The sequence below is a fragment of the Thermodesulfobacteriota bacterium genome, assembly GCA_039028315.1.
Taxonomy (GTDB): domain Bacteria; phylum Desulfobacterota_D; class UBA1144; order Nemesobacterales; family UBA2774; genus CR02bin9.
The window spans coordinates 1-18,384 of the sequence record JBCCIH010000017.1 but is presented as its reverse complement, the minus strand read 5'-3'; the positions used below and the strand labels follow the sequence as shown (position 1 = coordinate 18,384).

Annotated in this window: 20 protein-coding genes; 12 read left to right on the top strand and 8 right to left on the bottom strand. The window is 38.8% G+C overall.

All coding sequences use genetic code 11. From position 1 onward, the window contains the following. The coding region (locus AAF462_02295) for a hypothetical protein (GenBank protein MEM7007943.1) at positions 1-233 on the bottom strand (233 nt) is incomplete at its 3' end. 83 nt (positions 234-316) lie between these two features. Between AAF462_02295 and AAF462_02290 the strand changes: the two genes are divergently transcribed. The 6 genes from AAF462_02290 (at position 317) to AAF462_02265 (ending at position 5,684) form a co-directional block, all read left to right on the top strand. After that, positions 317-1,042 carry an energy transducer TonB gene (locus AAF462_02290; GenBank protein MEM7007942.1) on the top strand — a complete coding sequence of 242 codons (726 nt, stop codon included), beginning with the start codon at positions 317-319 and terminating at the stop codon, positions 1,040-1,042. Between the two features lie 78 nt (positions 1,043-1,120). Next, entirely contained in the window at positions 1,121-3,340 is a 2,220-nt protein-coding gene (locus AAF462_02285) for a hypothetical protein (GenBank protein ID MEM7007941.1), read from the top strand. Between the two features lie 47 nt (positions 3,341-3,387). Next, complete coding sequence (gene lspA / locus AAF462_02280; protein ID MEM7007940.1) at positions 3,388-3,873, top strand: signal peptidase II; 486 nt, start codon at positions 3,388-3,390, stop codon at positions 3,871-3,873. 1 nt (position 3,874) lies between these two features. Continuing rightward, positions 3,875-4,501 carry a riboflavin synthase gene (locus AAF462_02275; GenBank protein MEM7007939.1) on the top strand — a complete coding sequence of 209 codons (627 nt, stop codon included), beginning with the start codon at positions 3,875-3,877 and terminating at the stop codon, positions 4,499-4,501. After that, positions 4,498-5,010 carry a shikimate kinase gene (locus tag AAF462_02270; GenBank protein ID MEM7007938.1) on the top strand — a complete coding sequence of 171 codons (513 nt, stop codon included), beginning with the start codon at positions 4,498-4,500 and terminating at the stop codon, positions 5,008-5,010. The genes AAF462_02275 and AAF462_02270 overlap by 4 nt, the downstream gene beginning before the upstream one ends. 14 nt (positions 5,011-5,024) lie before the next feature. Next, positions 5,025-5,684, top strand: a complete 660-nt coding sequence (locus AAF462_02265) for a cyclase family protein (protein ID MEM7007937.1) — start codon at positions 5,025-5,027, stop codon at positions 5,682-5,684. Positions 5,685-5,691: 7 nt separating this feature from the next. Here the strand turns inward: AAF462_02265 and AAF462_02260 are convergent, their stop codons facing one another. Then, positions 5,692-5,889: a hypothetical protein gene (locus tag AAF462_02260; protein MEM7007936.1), complete on the bottom strand. Its 198-nt coding sequence runs from the start codon at positions 5,887-5,889 to the stop codon at positions 5,692-5,694. Positions 5,890-6,058: 169 nt separating this feature from the next. On the opposite strand from AAF462_02260, the gene AAF462_02255 reads away from it, so the two are divergent. Beyond that, on the top strand, positions 6,059-6,739 hold the full coding sequence (locus AAF462_02255; protein MEM7007935.1) for a hypothetical protein: 681 nt from the start codon (positions 6,059-6,061) through the stop codon (positions 6,737-6,739). Positions 6,740-6,767: 28 nt separating this feature from the next. On the opposite strand, the gene trxA is transcribed toward AAF462_02255, so the two are convergent. Continuing rightward, positions 6,768-7,100: a thioredoxin gene (gene trxA, locus AAF462_02250; protein MEM7007934.1), complete on the bottom strand. Its 333-nt coding sequence runs from the start codon at positions 7,098-7,100 to the stop codon at positions 6,768-6,770. A 105-nt stretch (positions 7,101-7,205) separates the two neighbouring features. Continuing rightward, positions 7,206-8,720: a TolC family protein gene (locus AAF462_02245; GenBank protein ID MEM7007933.1), complete on the bottom strand. Its 1,515-nt coding sequence runs from the start codon at positions 8,718-8,720 to the stop codon at positions 7,206-7,208. Between the two features lie 293 nt (positions 8,721-9,013). Between AAF462_02245 and AAF462_02240 the strand changes: the two genes are divergently transcribed. The 4 genes from AAF462_02240 (at position 9,014) to AAF462_02225 (ending at position 15,064) form a co-directional block, all read left to right on the top strand. After that, complete coding sequence (locus AAF462_02240) at positions 9,014-9,652, top strand: TetR/AcrR family transcriptional regulator (protein ID MEM7007932.1); 639 nt, start codon at positions 9,014-9,016, stop codon at positions 9,650-9,652. Between the two features lie 88 nt (positions 9,653-9,740). Then, complete coding sequence (locus tag AAF462_02235) at positions 9,741-10,763, top strand: efflux RND transporter periplasmic adaptor subunit (protein ID MEM7007931.1); 1,023 nt, start codon at positions 9,741-9,743, stop codon at positions 10,761-10,763. A 29-nt stretch (positions 10,764-10,792) separates the two neighbouring features. Then, positions 10,793-13,972 (top strand): efflux RND transporter permease subunit, encoded by a 3,180-nt coding sequence (locus AAF462_02230; GenBank protein MEM7007930.1) that lies wholly within the window; start codon positions 10,793-10,795, stop codon positions 13,970-13,972. A gap of 99 nt (positions 13,973-14,071) precedes the next feature. Further along, positions 14,072-15,064 (top strand): 3'(2'),5'-bisphosphate nucleotidase, encoded by a 993-nt coding sequence (locus AAF462_02225; protein ID MEM7007929.1) that lies wholly within the window; start codon positions 14,072-14,074, stop codon positions 15,062-15,064. On the opposite strand, the gene AAF462_02220 is transcribed toward AAF462_02225, so the two are convergent. Next, the gene (locus AAF462_02220; GenBank protein MEM7007928.1) at positions 15,056-16,033 is read right to left on the bottom strand and encodes an aldo/keto reductase; all 978 of its coding nucleotides are present in this window, start codon (positions 16,031-16,033) and stop codon (positions 15,056-15,058) included. The two genes, AAF462_02225 and AAF462_02220, sit on opposite strands and share 9 nt — an antisense overlap. 52 nt (positions 16,034-16,085) lie before the next feature. Here AAF462_02220 and AAF462_02215 point away from each other — a divergent pair, with 52 nt between their 5' ends. Then, positions 16,086-16,844 (top strand): cyclase family protein, encoded by a 759-nt coding sequence (locus tag AAF462_02215; protein ID MEM7007927.1) that lies wholly within the window; start codon positions 16,086-16,088, stop codon positions 16,842-16,844. Here AAF462_02215 and AAF462_02210 read toward each other — a convergent pair. The 3 genes from AAF462_02210 to AAF462_02200 all read right to left on the bottom strand — a co-directional run. After that, positions 16,831-17,310 carry a CAP domain-containing protein gene (locus tag AAF462_02210; GenBank protein ID MEM7007926.1) on the bottom strand — a complete coding sequence of 160 codons (480 nt, stop codon included), beginning with the start codon at positions 17,308-17,310 and terminating at the stop codon, positions 16,831-16,833. The two genes, AAF462_02215 and AAF462_02210, sit on opposite strands and share 14 nt — an antisense overlap. A 128-nt stretch (positions 17,311-17,438) precedes the next feature. Beyond that, the gene (gene msrA, locus AAF462_02205; protein ID MEM7007925.1) at positions 17,439-18,095 is read right to left on the bottom strand and encodes a peptide-methionine (S)-S-oxide reductase MsrA; all 657 of its coding nucleotides are present in this window, start codon (positions 18,093-18,095) and stop codon (positions 17,439-17,441) included. A 97-nt stretch (positions 18,096-18,192) separates the two neighbouring features. Next, positions 18,193-18,384, bottom strand: a 192-nt coding sequence (locus AAF462_02200; GenBank protein MEM7007924.1) for a carbon starvation protein A, incomplete at its 5' end; no start/stop codon positions are given.

The following is an 18,384-nucleotide window of genomic DNA, read 5'->3' as shown; positions in this document are numbered from 1 at the left end:
GGCAGAATCAGGAAGAAGATAAGGGTTGGCAACACAAGCCAAAATATTGAGATAGACAAGTCAGCGATCCTTCCCGCATCCTTCGTATCGATATATAACCATATCATAGCTAGAAGTGAGGTTAGTGGAAGCGCCGCCAGTAGTGCTGCAAAGGTAGTGTAGCGCTTACCTATTTCAGAAATACCAACTATGATTAGCGCCGTAAGTAATGTTTTGATAATTAGATATGCCATTTCACTCTCCTTTTATCCTTTTTATTTATTTAATGTCTCCCATTTGTAAAATATATTTGTATACTAGTTTTAAGTAAAACAAAATGAAAAAATATAAGCTAAATAAATTTGTACTGCTGTCTGTAGGGTTTCACGTAATTCTGATCGCTGCAGTACTGTTGTATTTTTTTAGGTATCCACTATCGAAAGCCGGATCCGGAGATGTTAGAAGTGGTACTGTCATGGTTGGCCTTATAACTAGCGAGAAAGAGAGCGAAAACCAACAAGTGCAGGAAAAACAGGATTCAGATAGCAAGCCTGAAATAATTACTGAGCAAAAACCACTTAATGAAATTATCAAAAAAGAAATAGTCAAAAAACCTAAAACTAAAAAAGTTGAAAAAATACCGAATAAAAAAAAGCCGGTATCAAAAGCTGAGCAAATTACTGCCAACACTTCTCAAAAATCTTCAAACACAGACCAGGCAGGTATTAAGGAAAGCTCTTCAAAAACAAATGCCCAAGTTGCATCAATCTCAGAGCCTAAGTATTCACTTGCCTACCCAGACTATAATCATAACCCAAAACCTTATTACCCAAGATCAGCCAGAAAAAGGGGGTACGAAGGTGAGGTTAAGCTCAAAGTACTAGTATTGGCTGACGGCAGAGTCGGTGATATAGAAGTTTTAAGACCCTCAGGACATCAAATTTTAGACGACTCCGCACTTGATGCTGTGAAAAATTGGATTTTTGTGCCCGGCAAAGAAAACGGTAAAGAAATCTCAAGCTGGGTCACAGTTCCAATCACCTTTCAGCTTAAAAACGGCTGAAAAACAACTATGTCTGTATCATAGATAATGTAAACTATTTCCAGAATTGGAGTTTAGTCCATACCAATAGGGTCAATAATGACATTTGAAAAAATTTTTCTTTCAAAGAGCGTATTAATTTCACTCGCACTTACGATTATCTTATCTATTTGCCTAACTTTTTTTCCCTTAATTGGTGCTCTAGGTTTTGAGTATGCGGCTATAAGCGCCTTATACTTATCAATATTTAGCGTCTTTATCTCAGCCGCTGTTATAAGTAAGAATCGAATAACTTCACGAAAACGAGATATTAATATAGGCAGTATTTTCTTTGCAACTTCGCTATTGCTAGCTTTAGCATTTATAGTCGGTCTTATTAGTTCATTTATTAAAGGTGACTGTTTTATTAAAGAAGGGGCTATATTTTTTCTGCTTATACCCACAGTTTCAGTATTTTTTTGTACGTCACTTGGAATCGTATGCGGTTACTTCTTTGGCAGGAAAGGAATATTTCTTGGGCTCATCCTAGTTATCTTTATAACAGGATATGCGCTATGGAAACTCTACCACGGGATTTCAATTTTTGTTTATAACCCGATTTTCGGTTTCTTTCCCGGTCCTATTTATGACGCGGCAATTCCTATTACTTTAACTCTCATCATTTCCCGAATTAGCGTTGTGCTATGGGGAATACTTCTACTTCTCGCTCTAAGATTTCTAAGCGGCTTATCAAAAAGTTTAGTCAGATCATGGGATCTAATCTTTATCGTTCTTGTGGGTATCTCTATAATAGTAATCGCAGTTAATGAAGCAAAAATTGGAATAAGTTATACACGTGACTATGTAACAAATAAAATACTCTCAGATTCTATTGAGACAGAAAATTTTATTATATATTTTGCCCCCGGCAGCCCAGAATCTAAAATGAAAGAATTAATTGCCTCCGATCATGAATGGAGATACAAACAGATTAAGGAAGATTTGGATATAGAAGGTACAGAGAAAACAATCTCATATATTTACCCTGATATTGAAACTCGAAAAATGGTCACCGGCGCAGGAGAAACAACAATTGCAAATCCAATTCACAATGAAATACATATGCTATACAGCTCATTTCCTAATCCTATTTTAAAACATGAGCTTGTGCATGTAATGTCAGCTGAATTTGGAAATGATCTTTTAAAAATAAGCCCTAAGATAGGACTGCTCGAAGGCATTGCTGTAGCAGTAGATTGGCCCGGGCAAAGGTTCACCCCACACCAGTGGTCTAAGGCTATTATTGATATGGAACTAGCTCCCCCTATTGAAAGTATTTTAGGGTTAGGATTTTGGTACTATTCATCAGACATCAGCTATACACTCATGGGATCTTTTTCGAGATATTTGATTGACACATATGGGATTGAAAACTATAAAATTGCATATAAAACAGGAAATTTTTCAGCCTACGACAAATCTGTAAACGAGCTTGGCCAAGGATGGCTGGATTATTTGGAAACTATTGAACTGCCTGAGGATATAGTATCTATTGCAGAGGCCAGATTTACCAGGCCTGGAATCTTTCAGGCTACTTGCCCGAGAAAAGTCGCATTATTAAAAAATAAAGGATTTGAGCATTTTAATGACGACAATTATTACAAAGCGCGTCAAAGATTCTCAGACGCCTTATCTTATAATCCATCAGACATTCAAATCACTAGATGGCTTGCCTATGCACACTACTACGATGGAAACTATGAACGCGCAAGTCAGATAGCTTCTACATCGGCTCCTAAGAGTCAATTACAACAGAACTTTCTGGAAAATATTAAGGGCAGTTCTAATTGGCAGATGGGAAGTTCAGATATGGCTCATGAGATATTTGAAACCCTATTAAAGGAAGACCTAACTCAGAGTCTAAGAAGGGAGCTCGAAATTAAAACCTCAGCCATTTCTCAAGGTGGCTTGGTAGATGAGGGCATTAAACAATTTTTCTCAACAACTGATAATTTAAAGCAGGTCTCTTATCTCCAAAACATAATCGATAATAGCCCGAATTATGCACCCGCATACTATCTCATGGGAAGGCTTTATTTTAATGAAGCTGAGTATGAAAAGGCTGCGGAGTATCTGATAAACGCAAATCTGTTTGGTCTTCCAACTAAGACACTTAGAAATGAAAATCTACGAATACTCGGAATTTCTCAATATGCCCTTGGTCAATACGATCAAGCAATTGTTACTTTTAACTATCTTCTTGCTATTGAAGAGAATGATCAGGCAAAACTCAGCACTAGGGATTTCATAGAGCGTTCTACTTGGAAGAAACACAATTAAAAATTTGAAGAAATTCACTCCACGCTATATACTCTCACCTTCATAAAATGCACAAACTAAGAATTCCAATAATTGTGGCGGCTATTGTTGTAATACTGGACCAGATATCTAAATGGCTGGTTGTTAAATATGTTCCGCTTTATGACAAGATCGCACTTTTGCCGGTTCTGGATGTAACTCACGTCAGAAATCCCGGGGCTGCGTTTGGAATATTCAGCGATCTGCCCGAAAACGTAAGATTAGTATTTTTTGCAGTCGTTCTAATTACAGCTGTATTAGTAATATTGTATTTTCTAAAGAAGACAGGACCGCAGGACACACTGCTTAGGCTATCGCTCGGCTTAATATTAGGTGGAGCGATTGGAAACTCCATTGATCGTTTTAGGCTAAGATATGTTACAGATTTTATTGGATTTCACTGGTTCGATAACCCCTCACTGTACTGGCCGCCATTTAACATTGCCGACTCTGCTATAACAATAGGTGTTATACTCATATTGTTCGATACATTTATTACTAAAAGAGGAAATTAGGATGTTTACGGGCATAGTAGAAGACCTTGGCACTGTAAAGGAAATAAAAAGAAAACCCAAAGATGTGGAGTTCACCTTTGCTATAGGCAATATTAACCTGCAAGAGGTAGTGCTTGGTGACAGCATAGCTGTGAATGGCACATGTTTAACAGTAACTTCACTTCATGAGAAATCATTCACAGTAGATGCTTCACATGAGACTCTCGCAAAAACAAATCTAGGAGAGCTTGAAGTCGGAAAGAAAGTTAACTTAGAGCGTGCCCTTAAGGCCGGCGACAAATTAGGCGGACATATTGTTAACGGTCATGTGGACGGTATCGGAGAAGTAATTTCAACAACTGAGCAAGGTGAATCCATTGAATTTAGATTTTCAGTTCCCCCAGAATTAGCAAAATATATTGTCGAGAAAGGCTCAGTAGCTATAGACGGTGTGAGTTTGACTATTAATACCGTGGAAGGAAATGAATTTGTTGTTAATATTATTCCTTTCACACAAGAAGCCACCACATTTGGAGAGCTTAGAAAAGCAAGCATTGTAAATATCGAGTGCGATATTATCGGCAAGTATGTTGAGAAATTCTTAACAGGCGCAAAAGGAAATAATTCCATCTATCAATTCGACAAATGACACAAAAACACAAGAACATTTTCTTGGTAGGCTTTATGGGCGCAGGCAAATCCACAGTTGGTAAAATTGTAGCTAGTAAGTTGGACTATGGATTTATTGATGCTGACACCTATATAGAGGATAAAGCTGGGAAAACTATTACTCAAATTTTTGCAGACCATGGTGAGGATCATTTCAGAAATCTAGAATCTGAAGCGACTAAAGAGCTTTCAGAAAGAGACAACCTAATAATCGCCTCAGGCGGCGGTGTGGTGCAAAGAAATAGCAACTGGGACGCGATGAAATCAAACGGTCTAACTATTTATCTAAGAGCGAAAGTTGAGAGCGTATGGAAACGAATTAAAGATGATAACTCCCGCCCTCTGCTTCAAGTAGATGATCCTATTAAAACTGCTAGCGAGCTATTAGAGAAAAGAACACCTATGTATGAAAAGGCAGACCTCATAATTGACACTGACGATCTTTCGCCCGCTGAAGTAGCACAAACAATTATTAGCAAAATAGAATAATTGGGAGAGTTCCATTGGCCAAAATCAAACATATAGAATTAGATGAAGGCTGGATAGATATTTCTGTTCCACTCACGGATGGGATGATACATTGGCCGGATGATCCTGTTATTGAGATCAAAAAAGTATTGGATCTAAATAATGGAGATGTTTGCAATCTAACTCATATCTCTATGGCCGTTCATGCAGGAACTCACATGGATGCTCCAAGTCATTTTAAAAAGTCTGCAGTGGGAATAGATAAAATGCCGCTTACTGCCGCAATTGGAAAAGCCCGTGTGATTGAGATTAGTGATAAAGAATATATCAAAGTCGAAGAAATTAGACCTCATAGAATAAGAGCCGGCGAGCGTATTTTGTTTAAGACTAGAAACTCAAAATCCAAGTGGATAAATAAACCTTTTAACAAAAAGTTTGTGCACCTATCTACTGAGGCAGCCCAGTTTCTAGCCGACCGCAAAGTACAGATGATTGGTGTGGATTACTTATCAATTGGCGGATACGAAGATAACGGGCCCCAGGTTCATGAAATCATATTAGGCGCCGGCATATGTGCCGTAGAAGGACTTGATCTTTATAATATTAAACCCGGCAACTATGAGATGATTTGCCTTCCTGTGAAAATTAAAGGCGCTGACGGCGCTATGGCTAGAGCGCTCATCCGTCCATTATAATTTATTATTAAATAATCTCTACTGCTTCATTCATAAGCTCTTCTGGAAATCTGGCTACTCTTCCATCTTGAAACTGAACCCTGTACGAATTGCCATGATCCATCTCAAATATCTCAACAATCGTACCTCTAAGACCTTCATTGAAACTGTCTTTTTTACCTTCGATCACCTGAGTAAGCTTTACGTTTTGACCTTTAGACCACATAATTCACCTCTTACATCAAAAATATTTGAAAGAAAATATATCAAATTTAAAAGCATTTTTCCAAAATATACTTGCTAGAAGAATCTTCAATCTATAAAATCGACTTTATTCATAGGCTCTTACATCAAAGCTGATTTCAGTATATTATTTAAAAAGGGGGTATGAGATAATGTCAGACCTAATTGGGAAAATTAAAGGGAAAATTGATAAGGGCATATCAACTGTCAATGTAAAGTCTAAAGAAATTATAGGGAAACAAAAGATAAGGCTTCAGATCTCAGAACTTGGAGCTGAGAGAAAAAATGTGCTACTCGAAATTGGTAAGTTAGCCCATTTAATGATTGAAGCTTCTGATAGCAGCGAAGGAATTTTGGTTAGCAAAAGTTCCTCAAAAAAATCCAAACAGACCCAGCCCGACAAATGGGAACTAGCGGTTCTGAGTGTTTTAAGTGAAATTTGCAGTGGAAGCAAAGATAAAATTTTATTTGAAGACACTGATAAAGAATTTAAGATAACGGCTAAGGCACTCTCAGCAGAGGTTCAGAAGTCACTTCCGAAATCCGAGCAAAAAGGGCAAAATCTTCAGTGGCTGGGAAGAGTTTTAGGAAAATTCGGAATTGCCTCAAGAAAATACTCAAAAAGAATTAACGGCGAGCGAGAAACTGTTTATGAGTTTGACAAAAAGACTACTTTGAGTGCGCTAAATAAAGTTGGTGGTTCTTCAACACCTAGCAAGGATGAAAACAGTCTAGATTACACGGAACAAATCGTAGCTAAAAGCAAAGAAATAAATGAGCTTGATAGTAAAATTGCAAAACTTGAGGAGCAGCTAACTAATGTAGCTAGTTAGCTCCATATAAATTAATATTTTTCATTTGCTAGGCTAGAGATTTTTCAACAACTTTCTCTATTTCACCTTTTGGAACTGCGCCAATAATCTGATCTACTGCTTCGCCGCCTTTAAACATTATTATTGTCGGTATACTTCTAATACCAAACTTCATTGTTGTAGATTGATTTTCATCAACATTCATTTTGCCAACTTTTATTTTCCCTTCGTATGATGTAGAGATCTCCTCAACCAAAGGAGCTATCGCTCTGCAAGGACCACACCACGGAGCCCAAAAATCTACTAATACAGGCACATCACTGTTTACTACTTCTGCTTCAAAATTTGAATCACTAATCTCTATTATTGCTTCGCTTGCCATGTAAATCTCCTTAATCAAAAGTTGAAAATATTATAGCTGAAATGAAAGGTATGTCACATTGTATAACTATTTTTTAATAGTTCGCCTAATAAAAAAATATATAGCTTATTCTTCAATGACAACCCCGTCTTTCTCAAGCAGAGTTCCTTTAGCTCTTTCTAGCTCTGCAAGAGCTATATTATAATTGGCAATTGCGGTAATTTCTCTAACTCCAGCGTCAATTAGGTCTCTTTGAGCCTCTAGAACCTCCCTAGTAGTTCCAATTCCTACATTAAGACGCTCCTGCTCATTAATAACTACTTCTGAAGCCAGCTCAACAGATACTCTTGCGGCATCAATTGCTCTTAAGCTATTTTCAATCTCTCTTATTGCGCTCTTAACATCAAGCGCTACGTCGTCCTGGGTTTTCTTAAGAACTATTACACTTCGGTCAAACTCAGCGCTGGCCTTAACGTACTCTCCTCGCGCGGCTCTATTAAATATTGGGAATCTAAATACACCAAGAACCTGCCAGGTCGTAAAATCCGCGCCAAAGATCTGGTTAAATGCTTCACTTGATCCCAAAAACCTAGAGGGTATCGGCTCAGGCTCACCGCCGAAACTAAGTCTGTCAGGATTTTCATCTCCGCCAAGGCCTTGAAGGTTTACGCTACCTTCAACGCTAAGAGTAGGCAGTCTTTGATTGGAATAGTATTTCTTTAAAGTTTTTCTATTTTCTATCTCCAACTGCGCCTGTTCAATCTCAGGTCTTTGCTCATAGGCCTGCTCGAGCGATGCTTGTTCACTAAATTCATAAACTTCAGTAGTAGGTTCATCTGTTGTATTAATTTGAAGGGACAAATCCATGGCCAAAACATTTTTAAGATCATCTTCAGACGCCTGAAGCGTATTCTCCGCAACAATTACATCCAGCTCCCTTGCCGCTACCTCAGATTTTGCTTGTGTCACTGCAACGGGCGGTAGTACTCCGACCTCTACCTGTATCTCATTTCTCTTCTGAAGATCTATTGCCAGCTCAAGTGCCTTTCTCTCTAGCTCAAGGTTTTGTCCTGCAGCAACTAATAGCCAATAGCGTCTTTCAACTTCCAGGAGCACATTTGTCACAACATTTTCAAACTCCTTCATAGAAATCTGATTTGATCTTCTGGCTGTTATAACAAATGCGTTATTGACGTCTACTCCAAAATTACGCAGTAGATCCTGCCCAATTGAAAAAGTAACATCGTTAAACCAGCTCGGGCTTAAATCATCTAAAGGAGAGTCAGTTTCGGTTCTGGTAGAAGACACATTAAACACATCATAGAAAGTACCAGTAGATAATCTGCCATCAATGTTTCCAGTAACTCCGAATTGCTCCTGATTAACTGTGCCGTCCGGTATAAAAGTATTTACAGTCGGTGTTTCTCCGTCATTGTAGAAAGAGCTTATGTTTAAAATCGGATCAAATGCCCCCTTCTGAGTAGTAACTTCTCCCTCAGAAACTACAACGTTTTCCTTCTCAATGTTTATATCTCTGTTGTTCTCAAGTGCAACAGCAATTGCATCTTTAAGCGATAAGTCCATCGCTCCTGCACTAGCTGTCATTGCAAAGAAAAATAGCAACAGCAGTATCTTAATCATTTAGGCCTCCATAATACTTAATGATTGTATAGGATTCACTAACAGCTTCCTTTAAATATATAGATGATTTACTATGGCAACTCAAAAGTTTAACTTCCCCATATTAAAACAATTTAAGCATAATCTACAATTAATAAACGCTTTGATTTTTATATATAACACTTAGATTTACATCTATTTAATACCGATTTTATTATATCTGAAACCTGTTGTGTTAATTTTCTTGACACAAACTAGCATTGCTGGTAGCTTGTAAGTAATTACTTACTTACAGACTACAGGGATACATCAAAATGTCAACACAAAAAGCTGTTGAAAAAGACAATCAAGCCCAGAGTGAAAAAACTACCACCAGAGATAAGATACTAGAAACGGCTATTGAGCTTTTTGCAGAAAAAGGATTCAACGGCACTACGACCAAGGAGATTGCTGAGGCTGCAGAGGTAAATGAATCTTTGATATTCAGACATTTCTCAACCAAGAGTGATCTTTATGGAGCCATCATTGAAAAGAAGATTGATGATGAGCCAGGAATAGAGCTTCCCATTCAGACATACAAAGACACAAAAGACGACTATTTAATATTTCGATCTATCGCTGAAAGAATGCTGGAAAAATGCGGCAATGACTCGAGCTTCATAAGACTTCTTCATTTTAGCGCGTTAGAAGGTCATGAACTCTCTGATATGTTTTTTAATACATATGTAGAGTATGTAGACATGCTACTTAGTGATTATATCGAAGGAAGAATTAAAGACGGTGCTTTCAAGAATGTTAACTCCTTATGCGCCTCACAGGCTTTCATTGGGATGATAGTAAATCATATAATTGTAAAAGAACTATTCGGCGAGAAAAAAAGAAATAAAACTAGCAATGAAGAACTAGTTGAAACATATGTGACAGTATTTTTAGATGGTATCAAAGCTAAGTAGTAAAGGGAGACAAATGACAATTTCTATTAAATATGCTTTAAATTTTATCGGTATCAGCATGTTATTTTTGTTGCTGAGCCTAGACTCTATGGCCCAAGCACCTCCAGCGGCCCCAGTTGAGGTTGAAAAAGTACAGGAGCAAACTCTTCAGAAACCTGTCACTTTGGTTGGAGCTGTTCAGCCAGATAAGAGCAGCACAATAGCAAGTGAAATTGAAGGCTTAGTTGAGAGCTTGCCGGGGACAGAGGGGAAATTCCTTGAAAAAGGAGAAGTAATCGCTGAATTTAATACCCGCAGCCTTGAGATAGATTTAAAAGAGGCACAGGCAAATAAAAGAGAAGCACAGGCTCGTTTCCAGCTTGCCAGAAAGAACTTGGTTAGGTTTGAGGAACTTGAGCAAAAAGGGGTTGCATCAACCCAGCAACTCCAGGACGCAGAATCAGAGAAATCTGCGCTCGGCGCTAGAATAGCACAGTTTCAAGCTCAGGTTGACAGCCTTGAATATGATATAGAAAAGTCCAAGATAACCGCTCCATTTAGCGGATATGTTACTCAGGAATTTACCGAGGTCGGCCAGTGGGTTCAAAAAGGTGGTCCGGTTGTAGAACTTATAGATATTGATATTGCTGAAATAAAGATCGATATGCCAGAGCGTTATGTGAGTCAGATAAAAAAAGGACTTAAGGTAAATGTAAATTTTGATGCTCTACCAGATGTAAATATAGAGGGTGAAATTACATCAGTTGTGCCACAGGCAGATGCGGAGTCGCGCACATTTCCTGTAAAAATAAACTTAGATAACAAAGATGGAACAATTAAAAGCGGTATGGTAGCGAGAGTGTCTTTCCCAATTGGTGATCCTTCAACAGTAATGCTTGTCCCCAAAGATGCTATTGTCACTCAGAACAATGCTAACTTTATATATATAGTAAATGAAGGCGCTGCTCAACCACTTCCTATTAGCACAGGTATGGCGTATGAGGATAAGATACAAGTGATTGGACCTGTTCAAAGCGGTCAGGAAGTTGTGGTTAAAGGGAATGAAAGGCTCATGCCTAACCAACCCGTGACAGTAATCAATCAAGAATCAGAGCAAAACAAAGTTAATTAAGCAATTCAGAGTAAGGGGACTCTATCTAAATGAAATTAGTTGATACTTCTATTAAAAAGCCCGTTAGTGTGGCTGTTGGCGTAATATTCATTGTACTCTTTGGATTTATTGCATTATTTAACATCCCAGTACAGCTAACTCCCGATGTCGACAAGCCTATTATTTCCGTAAATACATTCTGGGAAGGTGCTAGCCCTCAAGAGATAGAAACAGAAATTATCCGAGAACAAGAAGATGAGTTAAAGACATTGGATAATTTAGTTGAGATGACCAGTGAGAGCCAGGACTCATCAGGCAATATTGTTTTAGAATTTGCTATTGGCACAGACATTGATGCCGCTGTTGTAGATGTATCAAACAAACTAAACCAAGTCCAAGAATATCCGGATAATGTAGATCAGCCAGTGATTCTAACTACGGATGTCGGCGCAAGCGCAATGGCTTGGTTTATCTTAAAACCCAAAGAAGGCAATATAGTTGATATTTACCAATATCATGATTTTGCAAATGATTTTATAAAACCAAGATTTGAAAGGGTTTCCGGGGTCGGATCATCTAATGTATTTGGCGGATACGAGCGTGAAATGCAGGTAGTTGTTGATCCGAACGCACTGGCTGCCAGAGGGATCACAATTAATGAGATGGCTGATGCCATTAGGAGTGATAACGACAACTATAGCGCCGGAGATTTTGATGAAGGTAAAAGACGCTACATAGTCAGAACAGTAGGCGAATATACATCTCCCCAAGATATAGAGAACGTAATAATTACAAGGAAAAACGGAGCCCCAGTATACGTTAGAGACGTGGCTAATGTTTCTTTAGGGTATAAAGATGCCGACTACGCGGTGCGTCAAAATGGTGAGCCGGCAATCGCGATAAATGCTGTTAAAGAAAGCGGAGCTAACTCAATAGATGTCATGGCTGGTCTTATCGAGGCTATGGATGAACTTAATCAAGGAGAGCTTCAGAAACTTGACCTCCGAATGTTCAACGTATATGAAGAAACAAGTTATATAGTTCGCGCAATTGACCTAGTACAACAAAACTTAATTATCGGTGGTCTTCTTGCGGTACTAGTGCTGCTGTTCTTTCTTCGAAGTGCTAGTTCAACTCTTATTGTAGCTACGGCCATACCCATAAGCATTATCGGAACATTTGTTGTAATGTCTGCATTAGGAAGAACTATTAATGTAATTAGTCTTGCAGGTATGGCATTTGCAGTTGGTATGGTAATAGACAACTCAATTGTAGTGTTAGAAAACATTTACCGGCATATGCAAATGGGCAAATCCCGTGTTCAGGCTGCATATGATGGAACAGTTGAAGTTTGGGGAGCAGTTCTTGCAAGTACTCTTACAACAGCAGCTGTTTTCGTACCTGTAATATTTGTACAAGATCAAGCAGGTCAGTTATTCAGGGATATCGCCATTGCAATTAGTGTCTCGGTAATATTGAGTCTTATAGTATCGATTACTGTGATTCCAACTATATCAGCGAAAATTTTAAGCGTAGTAAAACCAAAACCTGGTCGGAACTTTACAAATTTATGGGGAATAACAAATAGGGCTGAGTCAGTTTCAATTGCAATTTCTAATCTCGTATCACATATACTCTCAACAACACGAACCAGAATATTAGTTGTATTAACATTTACAATTGGAGCAATATTGCTAAGTTGGATAATGATGCCAAAGACTGAGTACCTTCCTGAGGGAAATCGCAACCTTGTATTTGGTATATTGATACCTCCACCAGGATATAACATAGGCGAATTTACAGACATAGGCATCGGCATCGAAGAAGATTTGCGCCGCTACTGGGAGGCAGAAGTTGGATCAGAACAAGCCCAGGAACTTGATGGTCCACTCATGGAACATTTCTTTTATGTAGCCACTGGTCGTCAGGCATTTATGGGAGCAAGGGCAAGGAAATCTGATGAGGTAAAAGGTCTTATGCCTCCAATGCATACTGCACTTAGGCAAATACCAGGAATGATAGCTATTGTTAATCAATCAAGTATTTTTCAAAGAGGAATAGGTGAGGGTCGCTCTATAAATATCCAAATTACAGGACCAGATTTAGAACAACTTGTAGGAATCGCTCAAAAGGTATTTTTCCTCGCAATGGAGAAAATCCCTGAAGGACAGGTTCGCCCTATTCCTAGTTTAGACCTGGGCAATCCAGAGGTGCAGTTGGTACTAAACAGAGAACGTGCCTCTGATGTTGGTATTACAAATCAAGAGCTTGGCTTTATGTTAAATGCTCTTGTCGACGGTGCTACTATAAGTGAGTATCAGCTTGACGGAGATGAAATTGATTTAACTCTAAGAGGTATGGATGAATACGCTAGTAGAACCCATGAAATTGAAGATCTGATGATAAACACTGAAGGCGGAAAGATGCTCACGCTAGGATCAATTGCTGATGTTAATGTAACCACAGGACCAGAGCAGATTAACCACTATGAAAGACAGAGAACAATTGCAATATCTGTTATCCCACCAGAGCAAATGCCTCTAGAAACAGCTATTGAGGTTATAAATGGCGAAATTCTTGCCCCTTTAATTCAAAGTGGAGAATTGTCGGGTGCTTATGATGCAATCCTTACTGGTTCGGCCGATGATCTAACAAAAACACGACAGGCGCTTCAGTGGAATTTCATTCTAGCTGCCATTATTGCCTTTTTGCTTATGGCATCTTTATTTGAAAGTTTCCTATATCCGCTTGTTATCATGTTCAGCGTTCCACTTGCTGCATTTGGCGGATTTTTGGGACTTTTTGTTCTAAACCTATTTATTTACATGCCTTTAAACATACTAACTATGCTAGGGTTTGTAATATTAATCGGTATTGTTGTAAATAATGCAATCCTAATTGTGCATCAGTCTCTAAATAATATAAGAGACCATGCGATGAAGCATAAAGAAGCGATAGTTGAATCAGTTAGGTCTAGAATAAGGCCGATATTTATGAGTACAACAACAAGTGTATTCGGTATGCTGCCACTTATAATTCTTCCAGGATCGGGTTCAGAGTTCTACAGAGGCCTTGGAAGCGTAGTAGTTGGCGGCCTATTAGTTTCTACAATGTTTACTCTAATATTAGTTCCATCTGTATTTAGCCTTGTTCTTGATGCAAAGATTAATTTTTCACAGTGGTTCTCCAAAATAAGGGGAGGAACAAAAGGCCTGGCTCCTTCTAAGTAATCGCTATTATTAGAGAATTACAGTATTTTGATAACTGGTCTTTTGTGTTTTCTCTTAAATGGTAAAATGTATCGCCATTAGATAAATCCGGAGAATTTTATGAAATATGAAAACGAACTAAGAACCGCCATTGATGCTGTTAAGAAAGCTTGCAGGCTTTGCACAAAAGTACAGGCATCATTAGTATCAGAAGAGACTATGACAAAGAAAGATAAGTCCCCCGTTACTGTAGCGGACTTTGGAGCGCAAACAATTATTTGCCACGAACTAATGAAAGCATTTCCCAATGACCCCGTTGTAGCAGAAGAAGATTCGGTAGAGCTAAGAAAAAAAGAAGGTGAGTTTTTAAGCCGCAAAGTCTATGAGTATGTATCCGAGGTTCTTCCCGAGCTTAGAGAGGATGAAATTCATTCTATTATAGATAGGGGTGGATACCAAGGAGGGGCAGTGGGCAGGTTCTGGACACTTGATCCAATAGACGGAACAAAAGGATTTCTAAGGGGTGAGCAGTATGCAGTAGCACTTGCTCTTATTGAAAATGGAGAAGTTGTTTTGGGGGTGTTGGGATGTCCAAATCTAAGCGCTGACCTAAATAAAAGTGACAGCGAGACCGGATTAATTTACAGCGCTGTAAAGGGAAGTGGATCATCGGCTGAGCATATAGAAAGCGAGAGAAGTGATAAGGTTGAGGTTTCAGATATAGAGCATCCATCATACGCGCCTTTTTGCGAGTCGGTAGAATCTGCGCATTCATCACACAGTGATTCAGAGAAAATCTCTCAAATACTTGGCGTAACAGCAGAACCTATTAGAATTGATAGCCAGTGTAAGTATGCGGTTATTGCTAGAGGTGATGCTTCAATTTATCTAAGACTCCCGACCAGGAAAGATTACTCAGAAAAGATATGGGACCATGCAGCAGGTTCAATAATAGTCAGCGAAGCAGGCGGAAGGGTATCGGATATTTATGGAAACAACTTAGACTTCTCAAAAGGCAGAACCCTTGCCGACAATAAAGGAATAGTTGGTACAAACGGTGAGCTGCATGAGCTGGTAATATCGGCTGTTGTTGAAGTTCTTAACTCAGACTAAAGAAGATACATCATTTAAATAAACTATATCGTCTTGTGAAAGTTCAAAACTCATTGCTCCAGCATTATCTGAAGCCTGACCTCTTGTGGTAGCTCCCGGAATTGCAACAATAGTTTCACCATTTGAATTAATAACCCAGTTAAGTGCGACTTGAGAAGGTGTAACTTGGTATTTAAGAGCTATACTTTTCAGAGCATTTATGACAGGCCTTGATTTATTAATCTTTCGCTCATTAAGAGATGCATACAACCTTCTGAATATATGTCTTTTTTTTATCAACTTCGGGTTATCGTGGAACTTGCCCGTTAGCAGCCCTCTTCCCAACGGCGAATATGCGATCAAAGAAATACCAAGCTCTTTGGCAGTATCCAATACCCCATTTGTTTCTATATCTCTTTTTAAAAGACTGTAATTAACCTGGTTAGTTGTTAGTTTAAACCCATAATTTGAAAGTTCCTTATGAGCTTTACGCATTTTACTGGCTGAGAAGTTACTCACGCCGACATATCTGACTTTGCCTTCATCAACCAACTTCGCCATCTCTTTGATTTCTGATTGAACACTTGAGAATGAAAAAGAATTGTGTATCTGATATAGATCAATTTTTTCTATATTCAGGGCTGTAATTCTGTCATCTATAGTTTTGGTTATTGAGCTTGAGGTTCTAAATAGCGGCCACCACTTCGTGGCAACAACTATTTCGCTTTGATCTATTTTGAGATCAGATATTGCAGACGATAGGGCTCTTTCTGACTCACCCCACCCGTATAGCTCTGCAGTATCAAACCAGTTAACACCGCCTTTGATGGAAATTTCAACGATTGATCTAATATCTTCCCTGCTTAAACTTGGCCACATCGTGCCCGAGATTCCTTTTCCGCGGCTAAATTGAAGACACCCTAGACCAACCGGGGATACCATTAACTCAGATCCACCGAGCTTTCTTAAGTTATTATAAGTAGTACTCATCTCACTTTTATATTAACCAGAATTATCATATAATAGGACTATGCCCTCTAATATGCGCATTATAGACCTTAGCATAAATATAGAGCCTGCACCTGGGCCTGAACACCAAAAGCTGAAAATCGAATATGAAAAACACCAAGATACTGCTGAGTATATGATGATGCGGTTTGAGTGCGAGAAAGAGGATCTACCAAAAGGGTTGGGTTGGGCAAATGAGTATGTAACACTCGGAACACATGTCGGCACCCATATGGATGCGCCATGGCACTACCATCCGGAATCAGAGGGAGAACAAGCCAAAACTATAGATGAGCTGCCGGTTGAGTGGTTTTATGGAAATGGGGTTGTAATTGATATGAGGCATAAAAGGCCTGGAGAACTTATAACAAGCTGGGATCTAAAAAAAGCCCTTCATCAAATTAAATATGAAATAGAGCCCTTTGATATAGTACTAGTCATGACAGGCGCAGATAAGCTGTGGGGAACAAAAGAATACTGGTCTGATTTTCCGGGACTCTCAAAAGAGTCCACACTATGGCTTTGTGAGAAAGGAGTCAAAGTAATGGGGACTGATTCAGCCGGTTGGGATAGGCCGTTTTGGGCAATGGTTGAGGAATTTAAAGAAACCGGAGATTCTAGCGTAATTTGGGGCGCACATTTTGCAGGTATAGAAAAGGAATATTGCCAGATAGAAAAACTTGCTAATCTTGAACTGCTTCCGCCATCCGGTTTTAAAGTTGTATGCCCTCCTATCAAGATAAAAGATGCTAGCGCCGGATGGGTAAGACCAATAGCAATTATTGAAGATTAACTCGGTTTTGAGTTAGCTTTGGGGATCCAAATACAACAGTCCAAAATGTTTTATATTTTGTATCTTTATTATGAAAACACGCAGCCCCTATTTCTGTAAAGCCTTGCTTCATAATATTCTCACAGTGTACTGGGCTATCTAGCCATGCGGCAACAACATCTGAAGAATCTTCTCGGCCTGCCGAAATATTCTCACCAACCAAGAGCCAGCTATAGCCCACTTCTTGGACCCTATCTGTTACGTCGTTACCGTCTGAGCCCTGGTGGCTTACAAAGTTCTTTGTAGCCATATCAACTGAATGATCAAGCGCGGCCCTGGCTAATGTAGGGTTCCAGGTTACCTGTGGTGCTGAGGTATAAATTTTATAGCCGCAGTTTCTGCTCTTAGCTCTTGCGCGGTTAATTAGGCTTAACATTCTCTGCTTAGTTACATCAAATTCTTCACAGCGGTAAGAATCGTTAGCCAAGACATGCTTTATCTCGTTAGAAGCGCTGCAGCTATAGAGTAAACACAGAAGCGCAACCAACCCTATCAACTTGTTCAACATCTATATTATACGGATTAAGATTAAACTTTTGCAAGTTAAATTAGAGCCTATTTTTTGGCCTGACTGCCCCAATGTTTTTTAATAAATTTATCCCTGCCAGATCCGATCCTATATGACTTATAGTGAGCAGGTTTTTTAAGATAGTATTTTTGATGATATTCCTCAGAGTCCCAAAAAACATCAAACTCGGTTATTTCAACTGCTATAGGTTCAGCGAATCTTCCTGATTTTTCTAGACTTTTCTTTGATGCCAGAGCTTGTTTTTTCTGATCTTCATTTAAGTAAAAAACTCCTGGCCTGTATTGACTACCTCTATCATAAAACTGTCCTTCGCCATCGGTAGGATCAAAACTCATCCAAAATATTGATAAGAGTTTGTCATAAGATATTTTCTTTGGATCATAGATAACTTCTACTGCCTCAGTGTGACCTGTTCTGCCATAAGCTACTTCTTTATATGTAGGGCTTTTCTCTGGGCCCCCGGTAAATCCAACTGTCGTTGTAACTACGCCGTCTAAATAATCAAAAGGCGGCTGCATGCACCAAAAACATCCACCTGCAAAAACAGCCCTTTCGTAATTTTCATTTGCTCTGGCCTCTTTTCTTACCTTAATATCAGCTTCTTCATCGTAGGAGTTTGCAAATAGATGATACCCCTGCGCAAGAACCAATATTCCAAGAACTATAAAAATTTTTCGTTTCATTGTTTTTCTCCTAGTTTAATACTACGCAATTTTGTACAACTTCACATTTGTAAATTATATACGCCTTATAAGAAGAAAAGGATTCATAAGTACAATATTATTTTGCGGACTTTTGGTTTTTATATGCTAAATATGCCTCAAGCAACAGCCAGATTGAAAGCGCAAGAATTACTGCCGAGAGAGTAAGTAGAAGTGGTTTATGCATAAAGACCTTAAAATTATAGATCATTGAAGCAATAGTCATAAGCACTAAAAAGATCATAGGAATAAGTGTATAAATCACTGGCCT